20 protein-coding genes are annotated in these 19,896 nt (G+C 70.4%); 10 read left to right on the forward strand and 10 right to left on the reverse strand.

What is annotated here, in order from left to right; genetic code table 11:
* Window positions 1–24: 24 nt before the first annotated feature.
* Complete coding sequence (locus AB0I83_RS16910) at window positions 25–837, reverse strand: inositol monophosphatase family protein (RefSeq protein WP_363305082.1); 813 nt, start codon at window positions 835–837, stop codon at window positions 25–27.
* Window positions 838–959: 122 nt separating this feature from the next.
* Between AB0I83_RS16910 and AB0I83_RS16915 the strand changes: the two genes are divergently transcribed.
* The 9 genes from AB0I83_RS16915 to AB0I83_RS16955 all read left to right on the forward strand — a co-directional run bounded on the left by AB0I83_RS16915 (window position 960) and on the right by AB0I83_RS16955 (window position 9,543).
* A complete protein-coding gene (locus AB0I83_RS16915) occupies window positions 960–1,871 on the forward strand; it encodes a LysR family transcriptional regulator (protein WP_363305083.1) in 912 nt (303 codons plus the stop codon).
* A 453-nt stretch (window positions 1,872–2,324) separates the two neighbouring features.
* Complete coding sequence (locus AB0I83_RS16920; RefSeq protein WP_363305084.1) at window positions 2,325–3,209, forward strand: HipA family kinase; 885 nt, start codon at window positions 2,325–2,327, stop codon at window positions 3,207–3,209.
* Window positions 3,206–3,589, forward strand: coding sequence for a DUF3037 domain-containing protein (locus AB0I83_RS16925; protein ID WP_363305085.1), 384 nt, complete (start codon window positions 3,206–3,208; stop codon window positions 3,587–3,589). Before AB0I83_RS16920 ends, AB0I83_RS16925 begins: the two co-directional genes overlap by 4 nt.
* A 213-nt stretch (window positions 3,590–3,802) precedes the next feature.
* On the forward strand, window positions 3,803–4,564 hold the full coding sequence (gene fabG / locus AB0I83_RS16930) for a 3-oxoacyl-ACP reductase FabG (protein ID WP_014157515.1): 762 nt from the start codon (window positions 3,803–3,805) through the stop codon (window positions 4,562–4,564).
* A 22-nt stretch (window positions 4,565–4,586) separates the two neighbouring features.
* The gene (locus AB0I83_RS16935) at window positions 4,587–5,342 is read left to right on the forward strand and encodes an SDR family oxidoreductase (RefSeq protein ID WP_356532630.1); all 756 of its coding nucleotides are present in this window, start codon (window positions 4,587–4,589) and stop codon (window positions 5,340–5,342) included.
* A 119-nt stretch (window positions 5,343–5,461) separates the two neighbouring features.
* Window positions 5,462–7,042 carry an ABC transporter substrate-binding protein gene (locus tag AB0I83_RS16940; protein WP_356532631.1) on the forward strand — a complete coding sequence of 527 codons (1,581 nt, stop codon included), beginning with the start codon at window positions 5,462–5,464 and terminating at the stop codon, window positions 7,040–7,042.
* A gap of 91 nt (window positions 7,043–7,133) precedes the next feature.
* On the forward strand, window positions 7,134–7,853 hold the full coding sequence (locus tag AB0I83_RS16945; protein ID WP_356532633.1) for a uracil-DNA glycosylase: 720 nt from the start codon (window positions 7,134–7,136) through the stop codon (window positions 7,851–7,853).
* 75 nt (window positions 7,854–7,928) lie between these two features.
* The gene (locus AB0I83_RS16950) at window positions 7,929–8,507 is read left to right on the forward strand and encodes a hypothetical protein (protein ID WP_363305086.1); all 579 of its coding nucleotides are present in this window, start codon (window positions 7,929–7,931) and stop codon (window positions 8,505–8,507) included.
* Window positions 8,508–8,637: 130 nt separating this feature from the next.
* Window positions 8,638–9,543, forward strand: coding sequence for a Gfo/Idh/MocA family oxidoreductase (locus AB0I83_RS16955; RefSeq protein ID WP_363305229.1), 906 nt, complete (start codon window positions 8,638–8,640; stop codon window positions 9,541–9,543).
* Here the strand turns inward: AB0I83_RS16955 and lnt are convergent.
* From lnt to AB0I83_RS17000, 9 genes are all read right to left on the reverse strand, one after another.
* On the reverse strand, window positions 9,467–11,092 hold the full coding sequence (lnt, locus tag AB0I83_RS16960; protein ID WP_363305087.1) for an apolipoprotein N-acyltransferase: 1,626 nt from the start codon (window positions 11,090–11,092) through the stop codon (window positions 9,467–9,469). The genes AB0I83_RS16955 and lnt overlap by 77 nt on opposite strands.
* A gap of 92 nt (window positions 11,093–11,184) precedes the next feature.
* Window positions 11,185–11,745 carry a nuclear transport factor 2 family protein gene (locus tag AB0I83_RS16965; protein WP_363305088.1) on the reverse strand — a complete coding sequence of 187 codons (561 nt, stop codon included), beginning with the start codon at window positions 11,743–11,745 and terminating at the stop codon, window positions 11,185–11,187.
* Window positions 11,746–11,793: 48 nt separating this feature from the next.
* Window positions 11,794–13,113 carry an MFS transporter gene (locus AB0I83_RS16970; protein ID WP_363305089.1) on the reverse strand — a complete coding sequence of 440 codons (1,320 nt, stop codon included), beginning with the start codon at window positions 13,111–13,113 and terminating at the stop codon, window positions 11,794–11,796.
* A gap of 302 nt (window positions 13,114–13,415) precedes the next feature.
* Window positions 13,416–13,589 carry a hypothetical protein gene (locus AB0I83_RS16975; RefSeq protein ID WP_356532641.1) on the reverse strand — a complete coding sequence of 58 codons (174 nt, stop codon included), beginning with the start codon at window positions 13,587–13,589 and terminating at the stop codon, window positions 13,416–13,418.
* Between the two features lie 127 nt (window positions 13,590–13,716).
* Entirely contained in the window at window positions 13,717–14,589 is an 873-nt protein-coding gene (locus AB0I83_RS16980) for an undecaprenyl-diphosphate phosphatase (protein WP_356532643.1), read from the reverse strand.
* A 192-nt stretch (window positions 14,590–14,781) separates the two neighbouring features.
* Window positions 14,782–15,504 carry a VTT domain-containing protein gene (locus tag AB0I83_RS16985; RefSeq protein WP_363305090.1) on the reverse strand — a complete coding sequence of 241 codons (723 nt, stop codon included), beginning with the start codon at window positions 15,502–15,504 and terminating at the stop codon, window positions 14,782–14,784.
* Between the two features lie 213 nt (window positions 15,505–15,717).
* Window positions 15,718–15,930: a DUF397 domain-containing protein gene (locus AB0I83_RS16990; RefSeq protein ID WP_363305091.1), complete on the reverse strand. Its 213-nt coding sequence runs from the start codon at window positions 15,928–15,930 to the stop codon at window positions 15,718–15,720.
* Window positions 15,927–16,778, reverse strand: a complete 852-nt coding sequence (locus AB0I83_RS16995) for a helix-turn-helix transcriptional regulator (protein WP_363305230.1) — start codon at window positions 16,776–16,778, stop codon at window positions 15,927–15,929. The genes AB0I83_RS16990 and AB0I83_RS16995 overlap by 4 nt, the downstream gene beginning before the upstream one ends.
* 158 nt (window positions 16,779–16,936) lie before the next feature.
* Window positions 16,937–17,959, reverse strand: a complete 1,023-nt coding sequence (locus AB0I83_RS17000) for a MarR family transcriptional regulator (protein ID WP_363305092.1) — start codon at window positions 17,957–17,959, stop codon at window positions 16,937–16,939.
* Between the two features lie 701 nt (window positions 17,960–18,660).
* Between AB0I83_RS17000 and tuf the strand changes: the two genes are divergently transcribed.
* Window positions 18,661–19,842 carry an elongation factor Tu gene (gene tuf / locus AB0I83_RS17005; RefSeq protein ID WP_363305093.1) on the forward strand — a complete coding sequence of 394 codons (1,182 nt, stop codon included), beginning with the start codon at window positions 18,661–18,663 and terminating at the stop codon, window positions 19,840–19,842.
* The last annotated feature ends 54 nt before the right edge of the window (window positions 19,843–19,896 follow it).

A 19,896-nucleotide genomic window follows, 5' to 3' on the forward strand; every position in this document is an offset into this window, starting at 1 on the left:
GGGTTGGAAGAGCGAGGCGTGCGGTCAGGCGATCGGGGAGAGGGCATCGAGGGCGGCGGCGTGGATGCCGGGGGCGGAGGCGAGGAAGTCGCGGCTTGCCGTGTTCCAGGCTTCGCCCGCCAGGTCGGTGACGGTTCCTCCGGCCTCGGAGACCAGCAGCGCGCCGGCGACCAGGCCCGAGCGGACGTCGGAGAACTGCCAGAAGGCGTCCATGCGTCCTGCCGCGACGTGGATGAGCTGCATGGTGGCGGGCACGGACACGCGCACGACCAGGCCATTGACGAGCATGGCGGTGACGGAGTCACCGATCTGCCGGAAGGTCCGCTCGTCCTCGCCGGGCTTGGCCTGACCGGTACCGGTGAGGGCGGCGCCCAGATCGGTCTTGGCGGACACGTTCAGGGAACGGCCGTTGAGGTGGGCGCCACCGCCGGCGACGGCGGTGTAGGTGTCGCCGTTCAGCGGGACGTGGACGACGGTGAGGACCGGCTGGTTGTCGCGGACCAGGGTGGCGGTGAGAGACCAGTCGTCCATGCCGTGGACGTGGTTGACATTGCCCTCGGCGGGATCGGCGACCCACCATTCCCCGGCCGGAAGCGCGCCGCCGGCCAGCTCGTCCTCGGCCCACTGCGATCCGGGCCGGGCGCGCAGCAGCGGTTCGCGCAGCACCTTCAGCACGGCATCGTCGTTGGCGTGGATCTCATCGACGATCTCGTCCAGACCCACGCCCCGGGCGTTCGGGGCGTAGCGGTTCCGCAGGGTGAGCCCCGCGGTCTTCACCGCGGCGGTCACCTCGGACAGCAGCTGGGGATCGGCATCGAACGGCATGGCTGTGCTCATGGCGGGCTCCCTGGGATGGATCGATGTGGGGCTGGGGCGGTCTGTCTCGCCCCCGCACTTCGAAGGTAGGCCGCCAGATACTTAACAACAAGTGCATGTTTTTCACTTGTAGAGTTACTCTCATGCAACTGGATTTGAATCTGCTCACGGCTTTGGACGCACTGCTGGAAGAGGGCAGCGTCGCCGGCGCCGCAGACCGCCTCCACGTGACCTCACCGGCGATGAGCCGCTCGCTCGGCCGCATCCGCAGGGCCACCGGAGACCAGATCCTGGTGCGTACCGGCCGCAGCATGGTTCCAACCACCCGCGCGCTGGCCATGCGCGCCCAAGTCCACGGCCTGGTGCAGCAGGCACACCAACTCCTGTCCGCACAAACGGAACTCGATCTGGCGACTCTGGAGCGGGTGTTCACCGTGCGCTGGCACGATGCCCTGACCACCGCCTGCGGCGCCGCACTGATCACCGGCGCCCATCGCCAAGCGCCCCGCGTCCGACTGAGACTGACCGCCGAACCCGGCACGGACGGCCCCGAACTGCGCCGGGGCGAGGTCGACCTCGAATCCAGCTCCAGCGTTCCGACGCTCCCCGACGTCCGCCACCGCCTCGTCGGCAGGGACCGTCTGGTCGTCGCCGTCCGCCCTGGCCACGAGCTCGCCGAGGGCCCGCTGAGTCTCGAGCGCTACGCGGCCGCCGAACACCTCACCGTTTCGCGGCGCGGAAGCCTGCGCGACCCGATCGACGACGCACTGGCCGAGCTCGGCCTCGAACGGCACGTCGCCGCCGCCGGGCCCACGGCCGCCTTCGCACTGCAACTCGCCCTCGGCAGCGACCTGGTGGTCACCGTCCCCGACACGGTGACCCGCACGGCCCGGGACCAGGCCGGTCTCGTCACGCTCACACCGCCACTCCTCCTGCCCGACGTCCCGCTGTACCTCCTCTGGCACCAGCGCTACGACGACGACCGCGCCCACACATGGCTGCGCGACCTGGCCACCGAAACCATCCAGGCCCTGTTCACACCGCCAAACATTTGACGACTACGACGAGTGGCACCAGGTCCGCCCGGGCCGGTACGCAATGACCCCGAACAGCACGAGGGGAGGCGCGGTCAGCACGGTGGACAAGGGCGGAGCCGGCGAATGTGGCGTGCCGTGCGTCGAGGCACGGTGTCCGGCCCCACGTCGGGAACCGCGTGGTCTCGTAGCGGGTGTCGAACCCCGCCCGATCCGGAGACGGAGTGGTTCCCTGTCGACACGCTGGCGTGCTGGGAGCCGGAGAGTCGGTTGTGACCTCGGCCGGGCGGCTCGGGCACTCCTCGCCCGCGATCACCCTCGGTTACTATGCTCACTTCGTGCGGGAGGCCGGCAGCAAGGGGCGGGGCGCCATCGACGGACTTCTCGGGGAGCGGGGAGCGCCGATTCCCGCCCCTACGCCTCGGAGGAGCCGTCCGTGGATTACAAGGCTGTAGAGATTGGTGGCCTGGGAAAATGCTGGAAGAGGTCGTAGCGACCCGGTATGTCACGCCGTTGCGTGAAGGTGGATCGCTCCCCGGGATCGTCGAGGCCGACGACCTGGGCACGTACGTCATGAAGTTCACCGGAGCCGGACAGGGCCGCAAGACCCTGGTCGCGGAGGTCATCTGCGGGGAGCTCGGCAGGAGGCTGGGGCTGCGGGTGCCCGAGCTGGTGAGCATTCAGCTCGATCCCGTCATCGGGCTCGCCGAGCCGGACCAGGAGGTGCAGGAGCTCCTCAAGGCGAGCGGCGGCCTCAACCTCGGGATGGACTACCTGCCCGGCTCGCTGGGGTTCGATCCGCTGGCCTACGGGGTGGACCCGGCCGAGGCCGGGCGGATCGTCTGGTTCGACGCGCTGATCAACAACGTCGACCGGTCGTGGCGCAACCCCAACATGCTGGTCTGGCACGGCGACGTCTGGCTGATCGACCACGGAGCCACCATGATCTGGCACCACAACTGGCCGGGTGTGCAGGCGTCGGCGGCCAAGCCGTACAACGCATCCGACCACGTCCTGGCCCCCTTCGACCCGGACATCGCGTCCGCGGCCGCCGAACTCGCGCCGCTCGTCACCGAGGAACTGCTCACCGAGGTGGCCGCCGAGGTCCCCGACGAGTGGCTGGCCGGGGAGCCCGGGTTCGACACGACGGACCAGCTGCGGCGCGCCTACGTGGAGCCGCTGCTGAGCCGCGCCGCGAGCATCCACGAGCGCATCTCGCTGGGGCAGCCGACCCGGACCCAGCCGTCCCGGGCCCCGGGCTGGCTCACCGGGCACGCGGCCCCCTGGCCGCATCCCGTCAGGAAGGAACGCGACCCGCAGGCTGCCGTGGCGCGCAACGCCGAGGAGGGTGGCCGATGAGCCGCCGCGACGTCTTCGAGTACGCGGTCCTCCGCGTCGTGCCGCGCGTCGAGCGCGGCGAGTGCTTCAACGCCGGGGTGCTGGTGTACTGCCGTGCCAAGTCCTTCGTTGCCGCCCGGACGTTCCTGGACGAGAGCAAGCTCAGGGCGCTGGACCCGCGGGCGGACGTGGCCGGCGTACGCGCCGCGCTCCGGGCGGTCGAGGGGGTCTGCGGCGGCGGCGAGGCGGCGGGCCAGGCGGCCGGCGACGACGCCGGGCGGCGCTTCCGCTGGCTGATCGCGCCACGTTCGACCGTGGTCCAGCCGGGTGTGGTGCACAGCGGTCTGACCACGGACCCCGAAGCGGAGGTCGAGCGGCTGCTCGATCTGCTGGTGCGCTGATCCGGGCACGGGGACGCGGCCGGGAGTGCGGCCGGAAGCGCGGCCGGTCGCGACGCCGTCGGGTGTGACATGCGCCCGTGCCCCTGTCGGCCGTTGACACCGCGTGCCAGGGCTTCTAGCGTCTCGTCTGCTGAAGGTACTAAGCGGTTGCTCAGTTATCGGGAACTTCCTGACGTCCGCTGAGCCGCGATCCAAGGGCGAGGAGAACCAAGCATGTCCACCACCGAGCAGCGCGTCGCCATCGTGACGGGAGCGGCGCGGGGCATCGGCGCCGCCACCGCCGTTCGCCTGGCGGCCGAGGGCCGCGCCGTCGCCGTACTCGACCTCGACGAGGCCGCGTGCAAGGACACGGTCGAGAAGATCACCGCCGCCGGGGGCAAGGCCCTCGCCGTCGGCTGCGATGTGTCGGACAGTGCCCAGGTGGAAGCCGCCGTCGCGCGCGTGGCCGCCGAGCTCGGCGCCCCGACGATCCTCGTGAACAACGCGGGTGTGCTCCGCGACAACCTGCTCTTCAAGATGAGCGAGTCCGACTGGGACCTCGTCATGAACGTCCACCTCAAGGGTGCGTTCCTGATGGCGAAGGCCGTCCAGTCGCACATGGTGGAGGCCAAGTTCGGACGCATCGTCTCGCTGTCCTCCTCCTCGGCCCTGGGCAACCGCGGCCAGGCCAACTACTCCGCGGTCAAGGCCGGTCTCCAGGGCTTCACCAAGACGCTCGCCAAGGAGCTCGGCAAGTTCGGAGTGACCGCGAACGCCGTGGCCCCCGGCTTCATCGTTACCGAGATGACCGCGCAGACCGCAGCCCGGGTCGGCATGGGCTTCGAGGAGTTCCAGGCAGCCGCCGCCACCCAGATCCCCGTCCAGCGCGTGGGGCACCCCGAGGACATCGCCAACGCCATCGCCTTCTTCACTGGCGACGACGCGGGCTTCGTGTCCGGCCAGGTCATGTACGTCGCCGGCGGACCGCTCAACTGACCCCGGAAGGGCAACGGACACCATGACTGTGCAGGACAGTGGCAAGGTCGCGCTCATCACGGGCGCGAGCCGGGGCATCGGCTACGGCATCGCGGAGGCACTTGTCGCCCGGGGTGACCGGGTCGTCATCACGGGGCGGGGCGAGGATGCCCTGAAGGAGGCCGTCGAGAGGCTCGGCGCCGACCGGGCGGTCGCCATCGCGGGCAAGGCGCACGACGAGGCGCACCAGGCCGCGGCCGTCGAGCGCGCGATGGAGGCGTTCGGCCGGGTCGACTTCCTGATCAACAACGCCGGCACGAACCCCGTGTTCGGGCCGATGGCCGAGCTCGACCTCAACGTCGCCCGCAAGGTCTACGAGACCAACGTGATCTCGGCGCTCGGGTTCGCCCAGCAGACCTGGAAGGCGTGGCAGAAGGACAACGGCGGGGCGATCGTCAACATCGCGTCCGTCGCCGGCGTCTCCGCGTCGCCGTTCATCGGCGCCTACGGGATGAGCAAGGCGGCCATGGTCAACCTGACCCTCCAGCTGGCGCACGAGTTCGCGCCGGTCGTGCGGGTCAACGCGATCGCCCCGGCCGTGGTGAAGACCAGGTTCGCGGAGGCGCTGTACGAGGGCCGAGAGGCCGAGGCCGCCGCCGCCTACCCGCTCGGCCGACTCGGTGTGCCGGAGGACATCGGGGGAGCCGCGGCGTTCCTCACGTCCGCGCAGTCCGACTGGGTCACGGGGCAGACACTCGTGGTCGACGGAGGTATCTTCCTGAATGCCGGCGTGGCCTGAGGGACGCCTGCGCCGGTTTGGCCACGATTTACTCAAGTGCCCTGCCGGGCCTGCGGATTGACCCGGCGGGGCGCTGCGGTATGGTCTGCCGACCTTAAGGCTGATCGAGGAGCGTGCGCGTGTACTACCGGGCCGGTCTGCAGGCTGCTGCAGCCCTTGTATCCCTTAGCGTTCTTGCCGGTTGCGGCCTGTTGCCCGACAGCAGTTCGGAGACGGACCAGCAGATATCGGTCGGAACGACGAGCTCGCCCTCGACCCTCGATCCGGCGGCGGCCTACGACGGCTCCTGGGAACTGATGAGGAACGTCTTCCAGACCCTGGTCAGCTTTCCGACCGGCACCACCAGCCCCGAGCCCGACGCGGCGGAGTCCTGCAAGTTCACCGACTCCACGAGCATGGCCTACCGGTGCACACTGCGGTCCGGACTTAAGTTCTCCAACGGCGAGAAGATCGACGCCGAGGCCGTGAAGTACTCCATCGACCGGATCAGGAACATCAAGGTCAAGGGCGGTCCCGCCGGCCTGCTCGGCTCCCTGGACCGGGTGGAGACCAAGGGCGAGGACACGGTCGTCTTCCACCTCGGCAAGGCGGACGCGACCTTCCCCTACGTCCTGGCCACCCCCGCGATGTCCCTTGTCGCACCGGGCGACTACCCGGCGGACAAGATCCGTGACGACGGGAAGGTCACCGGATCCGGGCCGTACGTCCTGGAGTCGTACGAGCCGGGAAACAAGGCAGAGCTGACCAAGAACCCCGCCTACAAGGGCTTCGCGAACCGGAAGAACAACGCGGTCACGATCCGCTACTTCAAGGACTCCACCCTCATGGTGGCAGCGCTGAAGGACAAGGAGATCGACGCGACCTACCGCGGTCTGACCGCGCAGGAGGTCGTCAACCTCGAGGACAACAAGCGGGACAACAACGGCCTCCAGATCGTCGAGACGGTCGGCGCCGACATCCGTTTCCTGGTCTTCAACCCCAAGGACCCGGCCGTCGGGAAGCTCCCCGTCAGACGGGCCATCGCCCAGCTGGTGGACCGCGACGCGCTCGTCGCGAAGGTCTACCAGGGCACCGCGGAGCCGCTGTACTCCATGGTCCCCAAGGGCATCGCCGGCCACGCCACCAGTTTCTTCGACTCCTTCGGTGATCCGGACCCGGCCAAGGCCGAGCGAATCCTCACCGACGCGGGCATCACCGAGCCGGTCGAGCTGACCCTCTGGTTCACCACGGACCGCTACGGCTCCTCCACCGCTCCCGAGTTCGCCGAGCTCAAGCGGCAGCTCGAGGCGTCCGGCCTCTTCCGCGTCACGCTGAAGAGCGCACCCTGGAAGACCTTCCAGGAAGGCTTCAACGAGGGCGACTACCCGGCCTTCGGGCGAGGCTGGTTCCCCGACTTCCCGGACCCCGACAACTTCATCGCCCCCTTCGTGGGCCAGGACAGCGTCACCGGCACCCCGTACCCGGCCAAGGAGATCACCCAGGAACTGCTGCCTTCCTCACGCAGGGAGAGCAACCGCGGTTCCGTCTCCGCGCAGTTCGAACGGGCCCAGGAGATCCTGGTGGAGGACGTCCGGCTGCTCCCGCTGTGGCAGGGCAAACTGTACGTCGCGGCCGGCGAGGACATCGGCGGCGGCGAGCGCGCGCTCGACCCGCAGACGGTGATGCAGATGTGGGAGCTGTACCGCAAGACCAGCTGGTAGGCGGGGCGGCGGCAGGTTCCCCGGGAGCGCTGTCAGTGGCCCCCGGTAGGTTCTGTGGTCAAGAACCGATTGCTTACCGGAGGTTGTGCACGTGACCGACACCGACCTGCTGCCCGAGTCCTGGCGCGGCGTCCTCGGCGAAGAGCTGCAGAAGCCCTACTTCAAGGAGCTCACCGACTTCGTCGAGGAGGAGCGCGCCAGGGGGCCGGTGTATCCCCCGGGTGAGCAGGTCTTCGCCGCTCTGGAGGCCACTCCCTACGACCGGGTCAAGGTGCTCGTCCTCGGCCAGGACCCCTACCACGGCGAGGGCCAGGGACACGGCCTGTGCTTCTCGGTGCTGCCCGGGGTCAAGACACCTCCCTCCCTCCGGAACATCTACAAGGAGATGCACGACGAGCTCGGCCTGCCGGTCCCTGACAACGGCTATCTGATGCCGTGGGCCGAGCAGGGCGTGCTCCTGCTCAACGCGGTGCTGACGGTCCGCGGCGGCGAGGCGAACTCGCACAAGGCCAAGGGCTGGGAGAAGGTCACCGACGCGGTGATCCGCGCGGTGGCGGAGCGGCCCGACCCCGCGGTCTTCGTGCTCTGGGGCAACTACGCGCAGAAGAAGATCCCGCTGATCGACCAGGAGCGCCACATCGTGGTGAAGGGCGCGCACCCCTCGCCCCTCTCGGCCAAGAAGTGGTTCGGCTCCCGCCCCTTCACCCAGATCAACGAGGCCGTCGCCGCCCAGGGCCACGACGCCATCGACTGGCGCATCCCTGACCTGGGCCTTCAGGCGACCCGGCCGGCGGCTCGGACCCGCGCCTGAGAGGTATTGCCGACGGCTGCGGCTAGCGTCGGACCGACCGGAACAGGCCGGACGGTGATCAGGGAGACCTCTGACGTGGAGCAGCGGGACGTGCGGGGCGATGCCGTCATGACCAGGATCGGCCAGGCGATCATGCTGCTCCACGCGGGGGACAGGGAGGAGGCACGCAACCGCTTCGGCACCATCTGGTCGGAGATCGGGGAGTACGGCGACGACCTCCACCGCTGCACCCTCGCCCACTACATGGCGGACACGCAGGACGACCCGGGGGACGAGCTCGCCTGGGACCTGAGGGCGTTGACGGCCGCTGAGGGGCTGGCCGAGCGGCCGGCCGGGGACCACCGGCACGACGGTCGTGACAGATGCGACTGCCACGACGGGTGCGACGAATGCCGCCGGGGGGACGCCTGCGGCGCACACGGCGCCTCCTCGGAACGCCCGGACGCGTCAGCCGTGCGCACCTTCCTCCCGTCGCTCCACCTCAACCTGGCGGCGGACTACCTGAAGCTCCAGCGCTTCGAGGCGGCCCGGCTCCACCTTGACCGGGCGTGGGACGCCGTCGGAGTGCTGGAGGACGACGGCTACGGCGACAGGGTGCGCACCGCTATCGGGCGGATGGAACAGCGGATGCGGGGGAGCGCGGCGGGGCCGTGACAGGCGGCCGGTCCCGGGCGTGCCCCGCGGCGCACCGGACGTCGCCGCGCCACACGTATGCTGCCCGGACCAGGGACGGTCGGAGGACGTGACCGTGAAACACCCTGGTCGAGGCGACAGGGAGAACTTCGTGAAGGTCGGCTGCATCGGGCTCGGAGACATCGCGCAGAAGGCGTATCTGCCGGTACTGACGACTCTGCCGGGCGTCGAACCGCATCTGCAGACCCGCACCCCCGCCACGCTGAAAACCGTCGCGGACGCCCACCGGATTCCCGTGGACCAGTGCCACCAGGACCTCGGCGCGCTCCTGGCCCAGGGGTTGGACGCCGCCTTCGTGCACGCGCCGACCGCGGCCCACGCCGAGATCGTCGAGCGGCTCCTCGAAGCGGGCGTCCCCACGTACGTCGACAAGCCGCTCGCCTACGAACTCGCCGACTCCGAAAGGCTGGTCGCCCTCGCCGAGGAGCGTGGTGTCACGCTCACCGTCGGGTTCAACCGCAGGCTCGCCCCGTCGTACGCGCAGTGCGCCGACCACCCGCGCGAGCTGATCCTCCTGCAGAAGAACCGGGTGGGGCTGCCCGAGGACCCGCGGACCATGGTGCTCGACGACTTCATCCACGTCGTCGACACCCTGCGCTTCCTGGTTCCCGGCCCGGTGTCGAACGTCGTCGTGCGGGCCCGGATCGTCGAGGGCCTCATGCACCACGTCGTACTCCAGCTCTCCGGCGACGGATTCACCGCCATCGGCATGATGAACCGGCTCAACGGATCGACGGAGGAGATCCTCGAGGTCTCCGGCCAGGACACCAAGCGCCAGGTCCTCAACCTCTCCGACGTCGTCGACCACAAGGGCCAGCCGACCCTGCGGCGACGTGGCGACTGGGTACCGGTCGCCCGCCAGCGCGGCATCGAGCAGAGCGTCGTGTCCTTCCTGGACTCGGTGCGGTCGGGCGAGGTGCTCAGCGCCCGGGACGCTCTGGAGACCCACCGGCTGTGTGAGCGGGTGCTTCTGGACGCTTCGGAGCAGGCGTCCTGAGCGCTCTGAGCCCCAGTACGCCGAGGAAGGCGGCCAGCACCGCCAGTGCGCCGTACACCGGCCAGGCGCCCAGCCGGACGTAGAGCGTGGTGCCACGGGCCAGCGGTACGTCGAACACGGCCGCCTCGCTCGCGTCCGTGCCGAGAGGTGCGCCCACCCGTTCACCCCGGGCGCCGTACACCGCGCTCACACCCGTCAGCGTGGCGTGCACCATCGGGCGGCCGGTCTCGGCGGCCCGCAGTGCCCCGAGCGAGGCGTGCTGCTCGGGTGCCCAGCTGTGCTGGAACGTCGAGGTGGACGACTGGGCGACGAGCAACCCGGCGCCGTCCTTGACCAGCCGCCTGCTCATGTCAGGGAAGGCTGACTCGAAGCACACCAGAGGGCCCACCCGCAGGCCGTCCGGCAGGTCCATCACGACGGGGTGGCTCCCACGCAGCCGGTCCTCGCCCGCGGCCTTGCCCACCGAGGTCGCCCAGCCGAGCAGCGCGCGGGCCGGGACGTACTCGCCGAACGGCACCAGGCGCATCTTGTCGTAGCGGTCCCCGGTCGGGCCGTCAGGACCCACCAGCACGGCCGACTTGAAGATCCCGGCGCGATCGGGGCCATCCGTGCGCCTGGCGTCCATGTTGACCAGCACGTCCGCCCCGACCAGGCGTGAAAGCGCCGCGACCCGGTCGGCGGTCTCCGGGTGCCGGGACAGATCCACGGCCACGCTGCTCTCGCCCCACACCACCAGGTCCACGTCCCGCCCCGCGAGTCCGCGGGTCAGCGCCTCGCTGCGCGCGAACCGGTGCTGGATGCTGCCCGGGCCGTCGACGATGCCGGGCTGCACGACGGCGACCCTGACCGTGCCCGTCTCCTCGGGTCTCGGCGCCCACACGGCGGTCGCGCCCACGCCCAGCGCGCCCACCACCAGGCACACAGCCGAAGCGCGCCGGGCCGACGGTACAGCGATCAGCAGCGCGAGAGCGGTGTTCACCGCCACCACACCGAGGCTGACCAGCCACACACCTCCGACCGAGGCGGTACGGAGGGCGAGCGGGACGTTCCACTGGCTGGCACCGAGCAGCCCCCAGGGCCCGCCGAGCCCCTCCCAGGAGCGGACCAGCTCGATCATCAGCCACCCGGAGGGCACCACGGCGACGGCGGCCACCGACCGCCGGACCGAAGGTGCTCCGCCGAGCAGCCGAGCCACCAGCAGACCCCAGGGAGCCCACAGCAGCCCGAGCAGGGCCGCGAGCACCACGATGAACACATGGAGGCTCGGCATCAGCCAGTGGTGGACGGCGATCATGAAACCCGTGCCGCCGAGCCAGCCGTCGACCGCCGCGCGACGCCCCGTGCCCGCCGACCGGATCAGCAGCATCCAGGGCACGAGTGCGACATACGCGAACCACCAGAGCGACGGGGCGGGGAAGGCCAGGGCGGGCAGAGCCCCCGCGCACAGGGCGGCTGCGCCGCGCCCGGTGCGGGAACGCAGCAGCCGCTGGTACGGCCGGGCACCCCCGTCGGCCGGTCCGTCCGGTAGCCGCACGCCCCTCTTCGGCATACCTCGTCCTCCTCGCCCGTCATCCGCCTGATCCCAGTGTGGTGCAGAAGATCAGCAGCGCACAGGGGGCGTGCCGTCGGCCGCAGGCACTGTCAGCCGGTGGGGGCTGCCCCCGGGCCGCTCGTCTCGGAGCCGCCGGGTCCGGGCCCGTACCGCCACTTCTCGTGCATCGTGACGGTGCGGATCCGCCATCCCGGTTCCGTACGCCGCAGTTCGAAGACGTACCGGCCGCCGGAGACCAGGGCCGGCGGCTGTCCCCGGGCCGCCGTTCCCCCGCTCCCCGCCTCCCCGGCCTCCGCGTCCGTGCCGGACGTACCGGATGCGCCGGACGTACCGGCCGGGCTGAGGTAGTCGGCCCGCACCCGCGCCTGGTCGCCGGGGTAGCCGCCGAGGTCCTGGAGGTCCAGGCGGCGGTTGACGATCAGGTGCTGGCGGACGGGGAGGAGACGCAGGCTGTCCTCCAACCACCGCACGGTCTCCGCCACCGGCCCCTCCGTGCCGCCCGCGCTCCGGTAGTCGGCGCGCCCGTCCGGGGTGAACAGGGCGCCGTAGTCCTCCCAGGCGCCGTCGTCCACCGCCACGGCGTAGTCGGTGATCACTGCATCGATGGAGAGCCGGTCCATCACCGTCGCGAGAGCCACGCGCTGTGTCATCGCCCAATCCTGCGCCCGCGCGGGCGGCGCGCCAAGGGCCGTGCGGGGTTACCGAGCCGGGCGGCCCGCTGCCGGTGCCCCTGGAGCGCTGCCGTCCAGCTCTGCCGGAAGCGTCCTGCCGAGGCGGGCGAGCGGGGACAGGGCCATCACCGCCGGGGACAGCATCATGCCCGCGGCCGACACGAGGAGACCCGTGCGCAGCCCCCACTCCTCCGCGAGGAATCCGCCGAGCAGGGAGCCGAGAGGCGTGAGCCCCATGCCGACGAAGGTGATCGTCGCGGCGGCGCGGCCCTGCATCCCGTCCGGGGTGGCCGTCTGGCGTACCGCCATGGCCGCCACGCTCACCAGTTGGCCTCCGGCGCCGAACACGAAGTTGATGGCGACGAGCGCGGGAACCGTCACCGAGGGAGAGCCGTGCAGCGCGGGTGCGAGCAGGAACACGCCGTCGCCGAGCACCGCCGCCGACACGAGTACCGTGCCGTAGCCGAATCTGTTCGGCAGCCCGGCTGCCAGCACGGAGCCCAGGAGCGCGCCCGGTCCCGTCGCCGCGAGTGTCAGTCCGACGGCGGTGCCCGACAGATGCAGTTCGCGTGGCAGGAAGAGCAGGTACACGGTCATCACGGCGGCGAAGGCGAACTGGAAGACGGCCGAAGCCAGGCACACGGTCCGCAGCGAGGCGTCGCCGGCGACGAAACGCAGGCCATCGAGGATCTGCCGCCACACGGAGGGCGGACGCTCCGTGCGCTCCGGGATCGATTCGCAACGGCGGATCCCCCGGATCGACACGAACGACAGCACGAAGAACAGCGCACCGGCGGCAACGGCGATCGGTGCAGACAGCAGGGACACCAGCGCACCGCCCAGCGCGGGGCCGCCGATCTGGGCCGCCGACCTGCTGCCCTCGAGGGCGCTGTTGCCACGCACCAGTTCGTCCCGTCGCACCAGCCGTACCACGGAGGCCTGGTAGGCGACGTCGAAGAACACGGACAGCGCCCCGATGGCGAAGGCGACGGCGAACAGCGCGGGCATGTCGAGCCCGCCGAGGACACCGACCAAGGCCGCGGCCCCCAGGACAAGGGCCCGGCACACGTCCACCAGCACCATCACCCTGCGAGTGCGCCATCTGTCCACCCAGGCGCCGACGAAGAGCGAGAGCAGGAGAACCGGCGCCTGACCCACGGCACGCAGGGCGCCGAGCGGGCCCGCACCCACGTCGAGTGTCAGAACGGCGATGAGCGGCAGCACCACAAGACCCGCGTGCTCGCCGAGCTGGGATGCCGTCTGCCCCAGCCACAGTCTGCGGAAGTCGGCGTTCCGCCACAGGCTCGACGGGACGGATCGATCGGATGCAGATGCGGCGGACGGCATGGAGACCCCTCGGGTTGCCGACAACGAGGCCCGCCACCGCGCACACCGGAGGTGCGCCCGGCGGTCCGGGCAGAAGGAGGCTCGCTGTGCCGCAACATCAGGGGCAGCACGCGATGACGGGCCTGTCAGGGCCTACGACGTCAACGCGCGCCCGGACGACCGGGCATGACCTCAACTCCTCCTGGGCCACCGGACCCTCTGTGCCGGCGCTTCCTCAACCACCACGGCGTCGCCGGGCCCGGAGACCAGACCTTCGATCCACCGCCGGACGGTGGGCCGGACCGCTGCGGCCATTCCGCGGTTCAGGCCGCCTCCGCAGCGCCGTGCTGCACCGCGGAACCCCACTCGACCAGCAGCCGTTCGTAATCCTGGCGGGCGTCCAGGGACTGCAGACCACTGTCCACGAGCGCGCGGATCTCCGCGTTCAGCTCGGCGAGCGACCGGGCAGGTGTCGGCTCGGAGTGTGGTGTGGGCATGGGCCGATTCTACGGCCGCGGGCCGGCGATCCGACCGGCCCGTCCGGGATGCCCGCACGATTCGTGGTCGCTCGGCCGGCCCTCTCGTGAGGAACGAACGGGATGAATCCGCTCGTTCGAACCTGCCTCAGCCCGCCGACTCGCCGGCATGCGGGCTCAACACACCCGCGCTGACCAGGATGAACAGCACGATGCCCAGGATCACGCGGTAGATCACGAAGGGCATGAAGCTCTTCGTCGTGATGAACTTCATGAACCATGCGATGACCGCGTACCCGACCACGAACGCGATGATCGTCGCGAAGATGGTGGGCCCCCAGGAGACGTGCCCCTCGCCCGCGTCCTTCAGCTCGAAGACGCCCGAGGCCAGCACCGCCGGGATCGCCAGCAGGAAGGAGTAGCGGGCCGCCGCCTCGCGGGTGTAGCCCATGAGCAGGCCACCGCTGATCGTCGCGCCCGAGCGCGAGACGCCCGGAATCAGGGCCATCGCCTGGCAGAAGCCGAAGATCAGACCGTCCCTGACCCCCAGTTCCTTCAGCGACTTCCGCTCCTTGATCGCCCGGTGCTTGCCGCCGGTCTCGTCCCGGGCCGCCAGCCGGTCCGCGATGCCGAGGACCACACCCATGACGATCAGGGTCGTCGCGATCAGGCGCAGGTCGCGGAACGGGCCCTCGATCTGGTCCTTGAAGGTGACTCCGAGCACGCCGATCGGAATCGACCCGATGATGACCAACCAGCCCATCTGGGCGTCGTGGTCCCTGCGCATGGCGGAATTGGTCAGCGACCGGAACCAGGCCGAGACGATGCGTGCGATGTCCTTGCGGAAGTAGATGAGGACTGCGGCCTCGGTACCGATCTGGGTGATCGCGGTGAACGCCGCTCCCGGGTCGTGCCAGCCCGCGAACGCCGCGGTCAGCCGCAGATGCGCGCTGGAGGAGATCGGCAGGAACTCGGTCAGTCCCTGAACGAGGCCCAGGACGAATGATTCGAACCAGCTCATGGGGCTTTGGCCATCCCGGAGATGCTCATGCAACGGCCGACGGACGCGAAGCCCGTCGGCGGTGTGCGGATACGGTCAGAAAAGGGGGCGGGACGTCACGGTCCCGGACATCCTCTGTCGGTTGCGCGCAGCGTATCGCCTGCGAGTGAACAGACACTCCGCTGCCCCCGGCTTCGCCGCGTCGGACAGCCGTCAGGACGGGCCGGCGGCCACGGTGAGCCGGTGGCGCCTGCGCCAGGCGACCAACGCCGCCCCCGCGCCGGACATCACGATGAAGCCCATCGCCGCCAGGAAAGCCGGAGAGGTCGGGGAGGAGGCCGAGCTGCCCGCTATCACGTAGGCGGCCGTGTTGGGGATGGAACCGAGTCCGGTCGCGAGGAGGAACGGCGGGTAGCCCATCCGGGAGGTCGCCGCACAGTAGTTGGCCGCCGCGAAGGGAACCCCGGGGAAGAGACGCAGCGCCAGCATCGACCTGAAGCCGTGCCGGCTCAACAGCCCGTCCGCCGCCTTCAGGTACTTTCCGCGCAGCAGCGTACGGAGCGCGTCCTGCCCCAGCACCCTGCCCAGCAGGAAGGAGACGCCGGCCCCCAGGACGGTACCGGCCAGCGCCGCCGCCAGGCCCGCCTGGGCGCCGAAGAGCGCTCCGGCGGCGAGATTGAGCAGTGGGCGTGGCACGAACGCCACGGTGCACACGCCGTACGCCAGGCCGAACAGCATCGCCGCTGCGGAACCCGTGAGTTGGGGTGGCCAACCGGAGGCCAGCAGCCGCTGCGGTTCGAACAGCAGCATCGTGGTGGCGGCACCCAACAGCACTGCCACGAGCAGGGAGAACCGGGACCAGGGGGAGAGCAGCGCCCTCGTACAGCGCACTGCGAGGCCACCGGACGGCCGTGTTGCGGAGACGGGGTCGAACATCTGGGGAGCGTAACCGAAACAGATGTGTGATCGCCGTTGTGTGCGGGCGGAGGGAGGGAAGTCACTCATCACGCACCTACCCCTTGCGCACCGCCGGGCGGCATGGGCGGTCGCTCCGGTCGGCTGATGACCATGTTCTGTCGGGAGTAAGGGTGCGAGAGCCGCGCCCCCCTTTCGATTGCGGGGCCCTCGCGCCGAACGGCAACTGCCGCCTCAGGTAGTTCGCTCAGCAGCCAGGCCGATGAATCCCGCCCAAGTTCCGGGCAGCACGGAGACGATCGGTTGGGAAAGGTCCTTGGAATCCCTGATGTGCACGGCCCCTCCACTGGCCGCGACCTCCACGCACTGCCCCCCTTCACCGCTGCTGTAGCTGCTCTTGGACCAAGCCGATTCCGGCACGGTCAGCTCCGCGTGCTGAATGGTCATTTCTCCCCCAGAAGCCTCTCGATGAAGGTCAGCGACTCACACGGGGTCAGCGCCTGCGCCCGGAGGATGCTGTACTGCCCCGCGATCTCTCTGACCGTCGCCCGTTCGGTGTACAGACGGCTGTCCCTCTGTACTTCAACGTATGCGATCCGCTGCCCGGTGCGTGTCTCGATCAAGGTAAACGGGCCCGCCAGCCCGCAGTGCTCCTCGCGGTCGGTGGGCATGACTTGGATCTCGACGTTCCGCCTCCGGCCGTGCAGCAACAGCTGTTCGAGCTGCCCACGCCGAACCGCCCGGCCACCGATGGGGCGCCGCACCGTCGACTCCTCGATGACGAAGCTGAGTGTGGGTAGGTTCATCCGGGCGAAGACCTCCTGTCGGGTCATCCGTGTCGCTACACGTTGATCGACCGTTGCCTCACTCAACAGGGGGCGCCGCATCGCGAAGACGGCTCGTGCGTACGCCTCTGTCTGCAAAAGCCCGTTGATCACATGCGTGTCGTACACATGCAGCTCGACGGCCTCCGCCTCCAGCTTCGCCGCGTCCCGGAAGAACGCCGGGTACTGGGCCCTGGCCACGTCCTCCTTGAGCTCCCTCAGCACCCCTCGGGCGCCCAGGACCTCGTCCGCCTGATCGATGAACTTCGGCGGCGGGATGCGCCGTCCCAGTTCGTAGGACGCGATCGTCGATGCCGCGTATCCCAGCCGGGCCCCGAGCTCGGCCCGTTCCATTCCGGCTGTCGTACGCACACGCTTCAGCAGCCGGCCGAAGGCCGCGACCATCCCCGTGCCCGGCTCGTCCTCCGGCCGTGCCCCGGCCGCCTCGTCCGTACCCATGTCCGCGTTCATCGTCACGCCCCGCCCCGTAGGTCCCGTACCACTGGTCACCGCCGTCCGGATCAACGCGGCGGCCGGCTGCCCCGTCACGTAGCCCCCGTGTACAGGTGCGACACCTGCGCGTACAAACGGTGGGGTGTCGCTGTCCGAGGCCCGCTCGACCACGGAGCTCAGGGCGCTCGCAGCAGGTCTCGGAGGCCGCTGACCAGCGCTTGGACATCGCGTGCGGCGGGCACCTCGGCAGGGGCTGCCTGCGTCGAGCCCGGTGCCGCTGTTCGGCAGGCGCGGCAGAGGCCGTCGGGAAGGGCCTCGGACGGTCCGGGAGCCCCGCATCCGGTGCATTCCATCAGCACGCGGCGTACCGGAGCGGCTGAGGCTGCCGGTGCCCGTGTGGCAGGCAGGCGCGGTGGGATCTTGTCGGTGAGGCGACGGCGTACGAGGCCGACTGGCGAGCCGACCTCGGCGGGCAGGCCGGACACCAGGGCACGGGTCAGGTAGTCGGTGTTCACCCCCCGGTCCAGCCACGCGGCGGCCGGCCCCTCCAGCGCGGTGCAGTCGGCGGCGGACAGGGCCAGGCGGGGTTCGATGCGGCCGAGTCGGGCGAGTGCCAGGTACGCGGGCGACGGATCGGGCTCGGCCGGCTCGGAGTTCCGCTGCCGGGGCACCGCAGGCACGGTGGCCGGCCGGGGCGGTGCGGCCGGTGTCGGGATATCCGCTTCGGCCGGATCTGCGACGGCCGCCGCAGATCCGAGGGACGGCGAGGTCGTATCGGCTGCCTGGGTGGCCCGGTGGTCCTCGGCCATGGTGAAGGCGTCCCACCATTCGCCGTCGCGGGCGGTGCGGGACCAGAAGGTCCGGGTGACCCAGCGGCTCCGGCCACCGTCGACGACCTGGCACCGTACGCGCCGGAGATGACCCGCCACGCCCAAGGCCCTCAACGCGGTGCCGACGGCCATCTGCCCGTACAGAGGCAGGGCCCTGGCCAGTGACTTGACGTCCATGGCGCCACCCTCGGGCAGCCGGTCGACGTATCCGGCGATGTACCGCTCCCGCTCCGGCAGGAGCCTGAAGTCGTCGGCGCGGGGCGGGTGTTGGTGAGGAGTTGAGCGCTTTCCGTAGCCGTGCACGGCCTTGGCGTACGGGCGCGATGCTGCGGGCGCGCGCAGGGCGGAGCTAAGGTTCTCGGTAGCCACGAGATCGCCTACTTCGATCTTGGGGTGAGACCCCGGCCCGGTGTTGATCGCACCGTGTCGGGGTCGTTTCGTTGTGGGCACGGTAAGCAGCCGCGACGCTGCGCCGCAAGCTGGTCACCATTAGTCATACTTGCTGGCCGTGACGGGTCGGGAAGGGTGGGCAGGTTTCCTCAACCACCCTTACCTCCCTACCGGATACCCATACGGCTCGAATCCCGGAGCCCGCGTCTCGACGCCCGAATCCCGAAGCTCAAGGATCGAGCCGATCCCTCCTCTCATACCCTCGAACGAGTGAGTCGCCGCGTTCCGGCCCTCGAAGCCCGGGTGCCGGGCCCCGAGCTTCCAGGAGTCGCGCCGGGTGGCGGCTGGCGGCCCCGCCCCCCCCCACGCGGTGGCCTCGCCTCGTCCGAAAAGCATTCGACGGTGCCGCTCCGCTGAGCCATGATCAGGGCATGTTCCGGTACGCCTTCCTCGCAGCTCGGTCCGCAGTCGCGGCCGCGCCGAAGGCTGCCGTGAGCCTCGCGGCCACACGCGCATCCGCGGTCGCAGCAGCAACCGTCGCAGCGTTCACCGCTGCCGATGCGCCCTTCGGCGGCGCCCGAAGCTGACCCTCCCCCGACAGTCCGGCGGACCCCGCAAGGGGAGGGTCGGCGGGGCCCTGGGGTCTTCTCCTCTCAGCTTCGAACACCAAGGAACGAGCCATGCCCAAGACGGCTTACGTGCGCACCAAGCCGCATCTCAACATCGGCACCATGGGCCACGTCGACCACGGCAAGACCACACTGACCGCCGCCATCACCAAGGTGCTGAGCGACCGGGGGACCGGCACCTTCGTGCCGTTCGACCGGATCGACCGGGCCCCGGAGGAGGCGCAGCGCGGCATCACCATCAACATCTCGCACGTCGAGTACGAGACCGACACCCGTCACTACGCGCACGTCGACATGCCCGGCCATGCGGACTACGTCAAGAACATGGTCACCGGCGCGGCGCAGCTCGACGGGGCGATCCTCGTCGTATCCGCGCTCGACGGCATCATGCCGCAGACCGCCGAGCACGTCCTGCTGGCCCGTCAGGTCGGCGTCGACCACATCGTCGTGGCGCTGAACAAGGCCGACGCCGTCACCGACGACGAGGACTCGGTGCTCGCCGACCTGGTGGAGCTGGAGGTGCGTGAGCTGCTCACCGCGCACGGCTACGGCGGGGACACCCTGCCGGTCGTACGGGTGTCCGGGCTCAAGGCCCTTGAGGGCGACCCGCGTTGGACCGCGTCCATCGAGGGGCTGCTCGACGCCGTCGACACGTACGTACCGATGCCGGTGCGCTACACCGACGCGCCGTTCCTGCTCTCCGTGGAGAACGTGCTCACCATCACGGGCCGTGGCACCGTCGTCACCGGGGCTGTGGAGCGGGGCACGGTGCGCGTCGGGGACCGGGTGTCGGTGCTCGGCGCGGACGTCGAGACCGTCGTGACCGGCCTGGAGACCTTCGGGAAGCCGATGGAGTCCGCGGAGGCCGGTGACAACGTCGCGCTGCTGCTGCGCGGGGTCGAGCGTGACCGGGTGCGCCGTGGGCATGTGGTGGCCGCGCCCGGCAGCACCACCCCGAGCAGGCGGTTCACCGCGCAGGTCTACGTCCTGTCCGCCAGGGAAGGGGGCCGCACGACACCGGTCACCACGGGATACCGGCCCCAGTTCTACATCCGCACGGCCGACGTGGTCGGGGACGTCGACCTGGGTGAGGCGGCGGTCGCGCGGCCCGGCGACACGGTCATGATGACGGTCGAGCTCGGCCGTGACGTCCCGCTGGAGTCCGGCCTCGGCTTCGCGATCCGCGAAGGCGGCCGGACGGTGGGCGCCGGTACGGTCACCGGGCTGCTCTGAGCCTGCCCGCCTGCCCGCCTCCCCGGCCCCGGGGAGGCGGGCAGCACCCTGTGC

Source organism: Streptomyces sp. NPDC049970 (assembly GCF_040660235.1).
Lineage (GTDB): Bacteria > Actinomycetota > Actinomycetes > Streptomycetales > Streptomycetaceae > Streptomyces.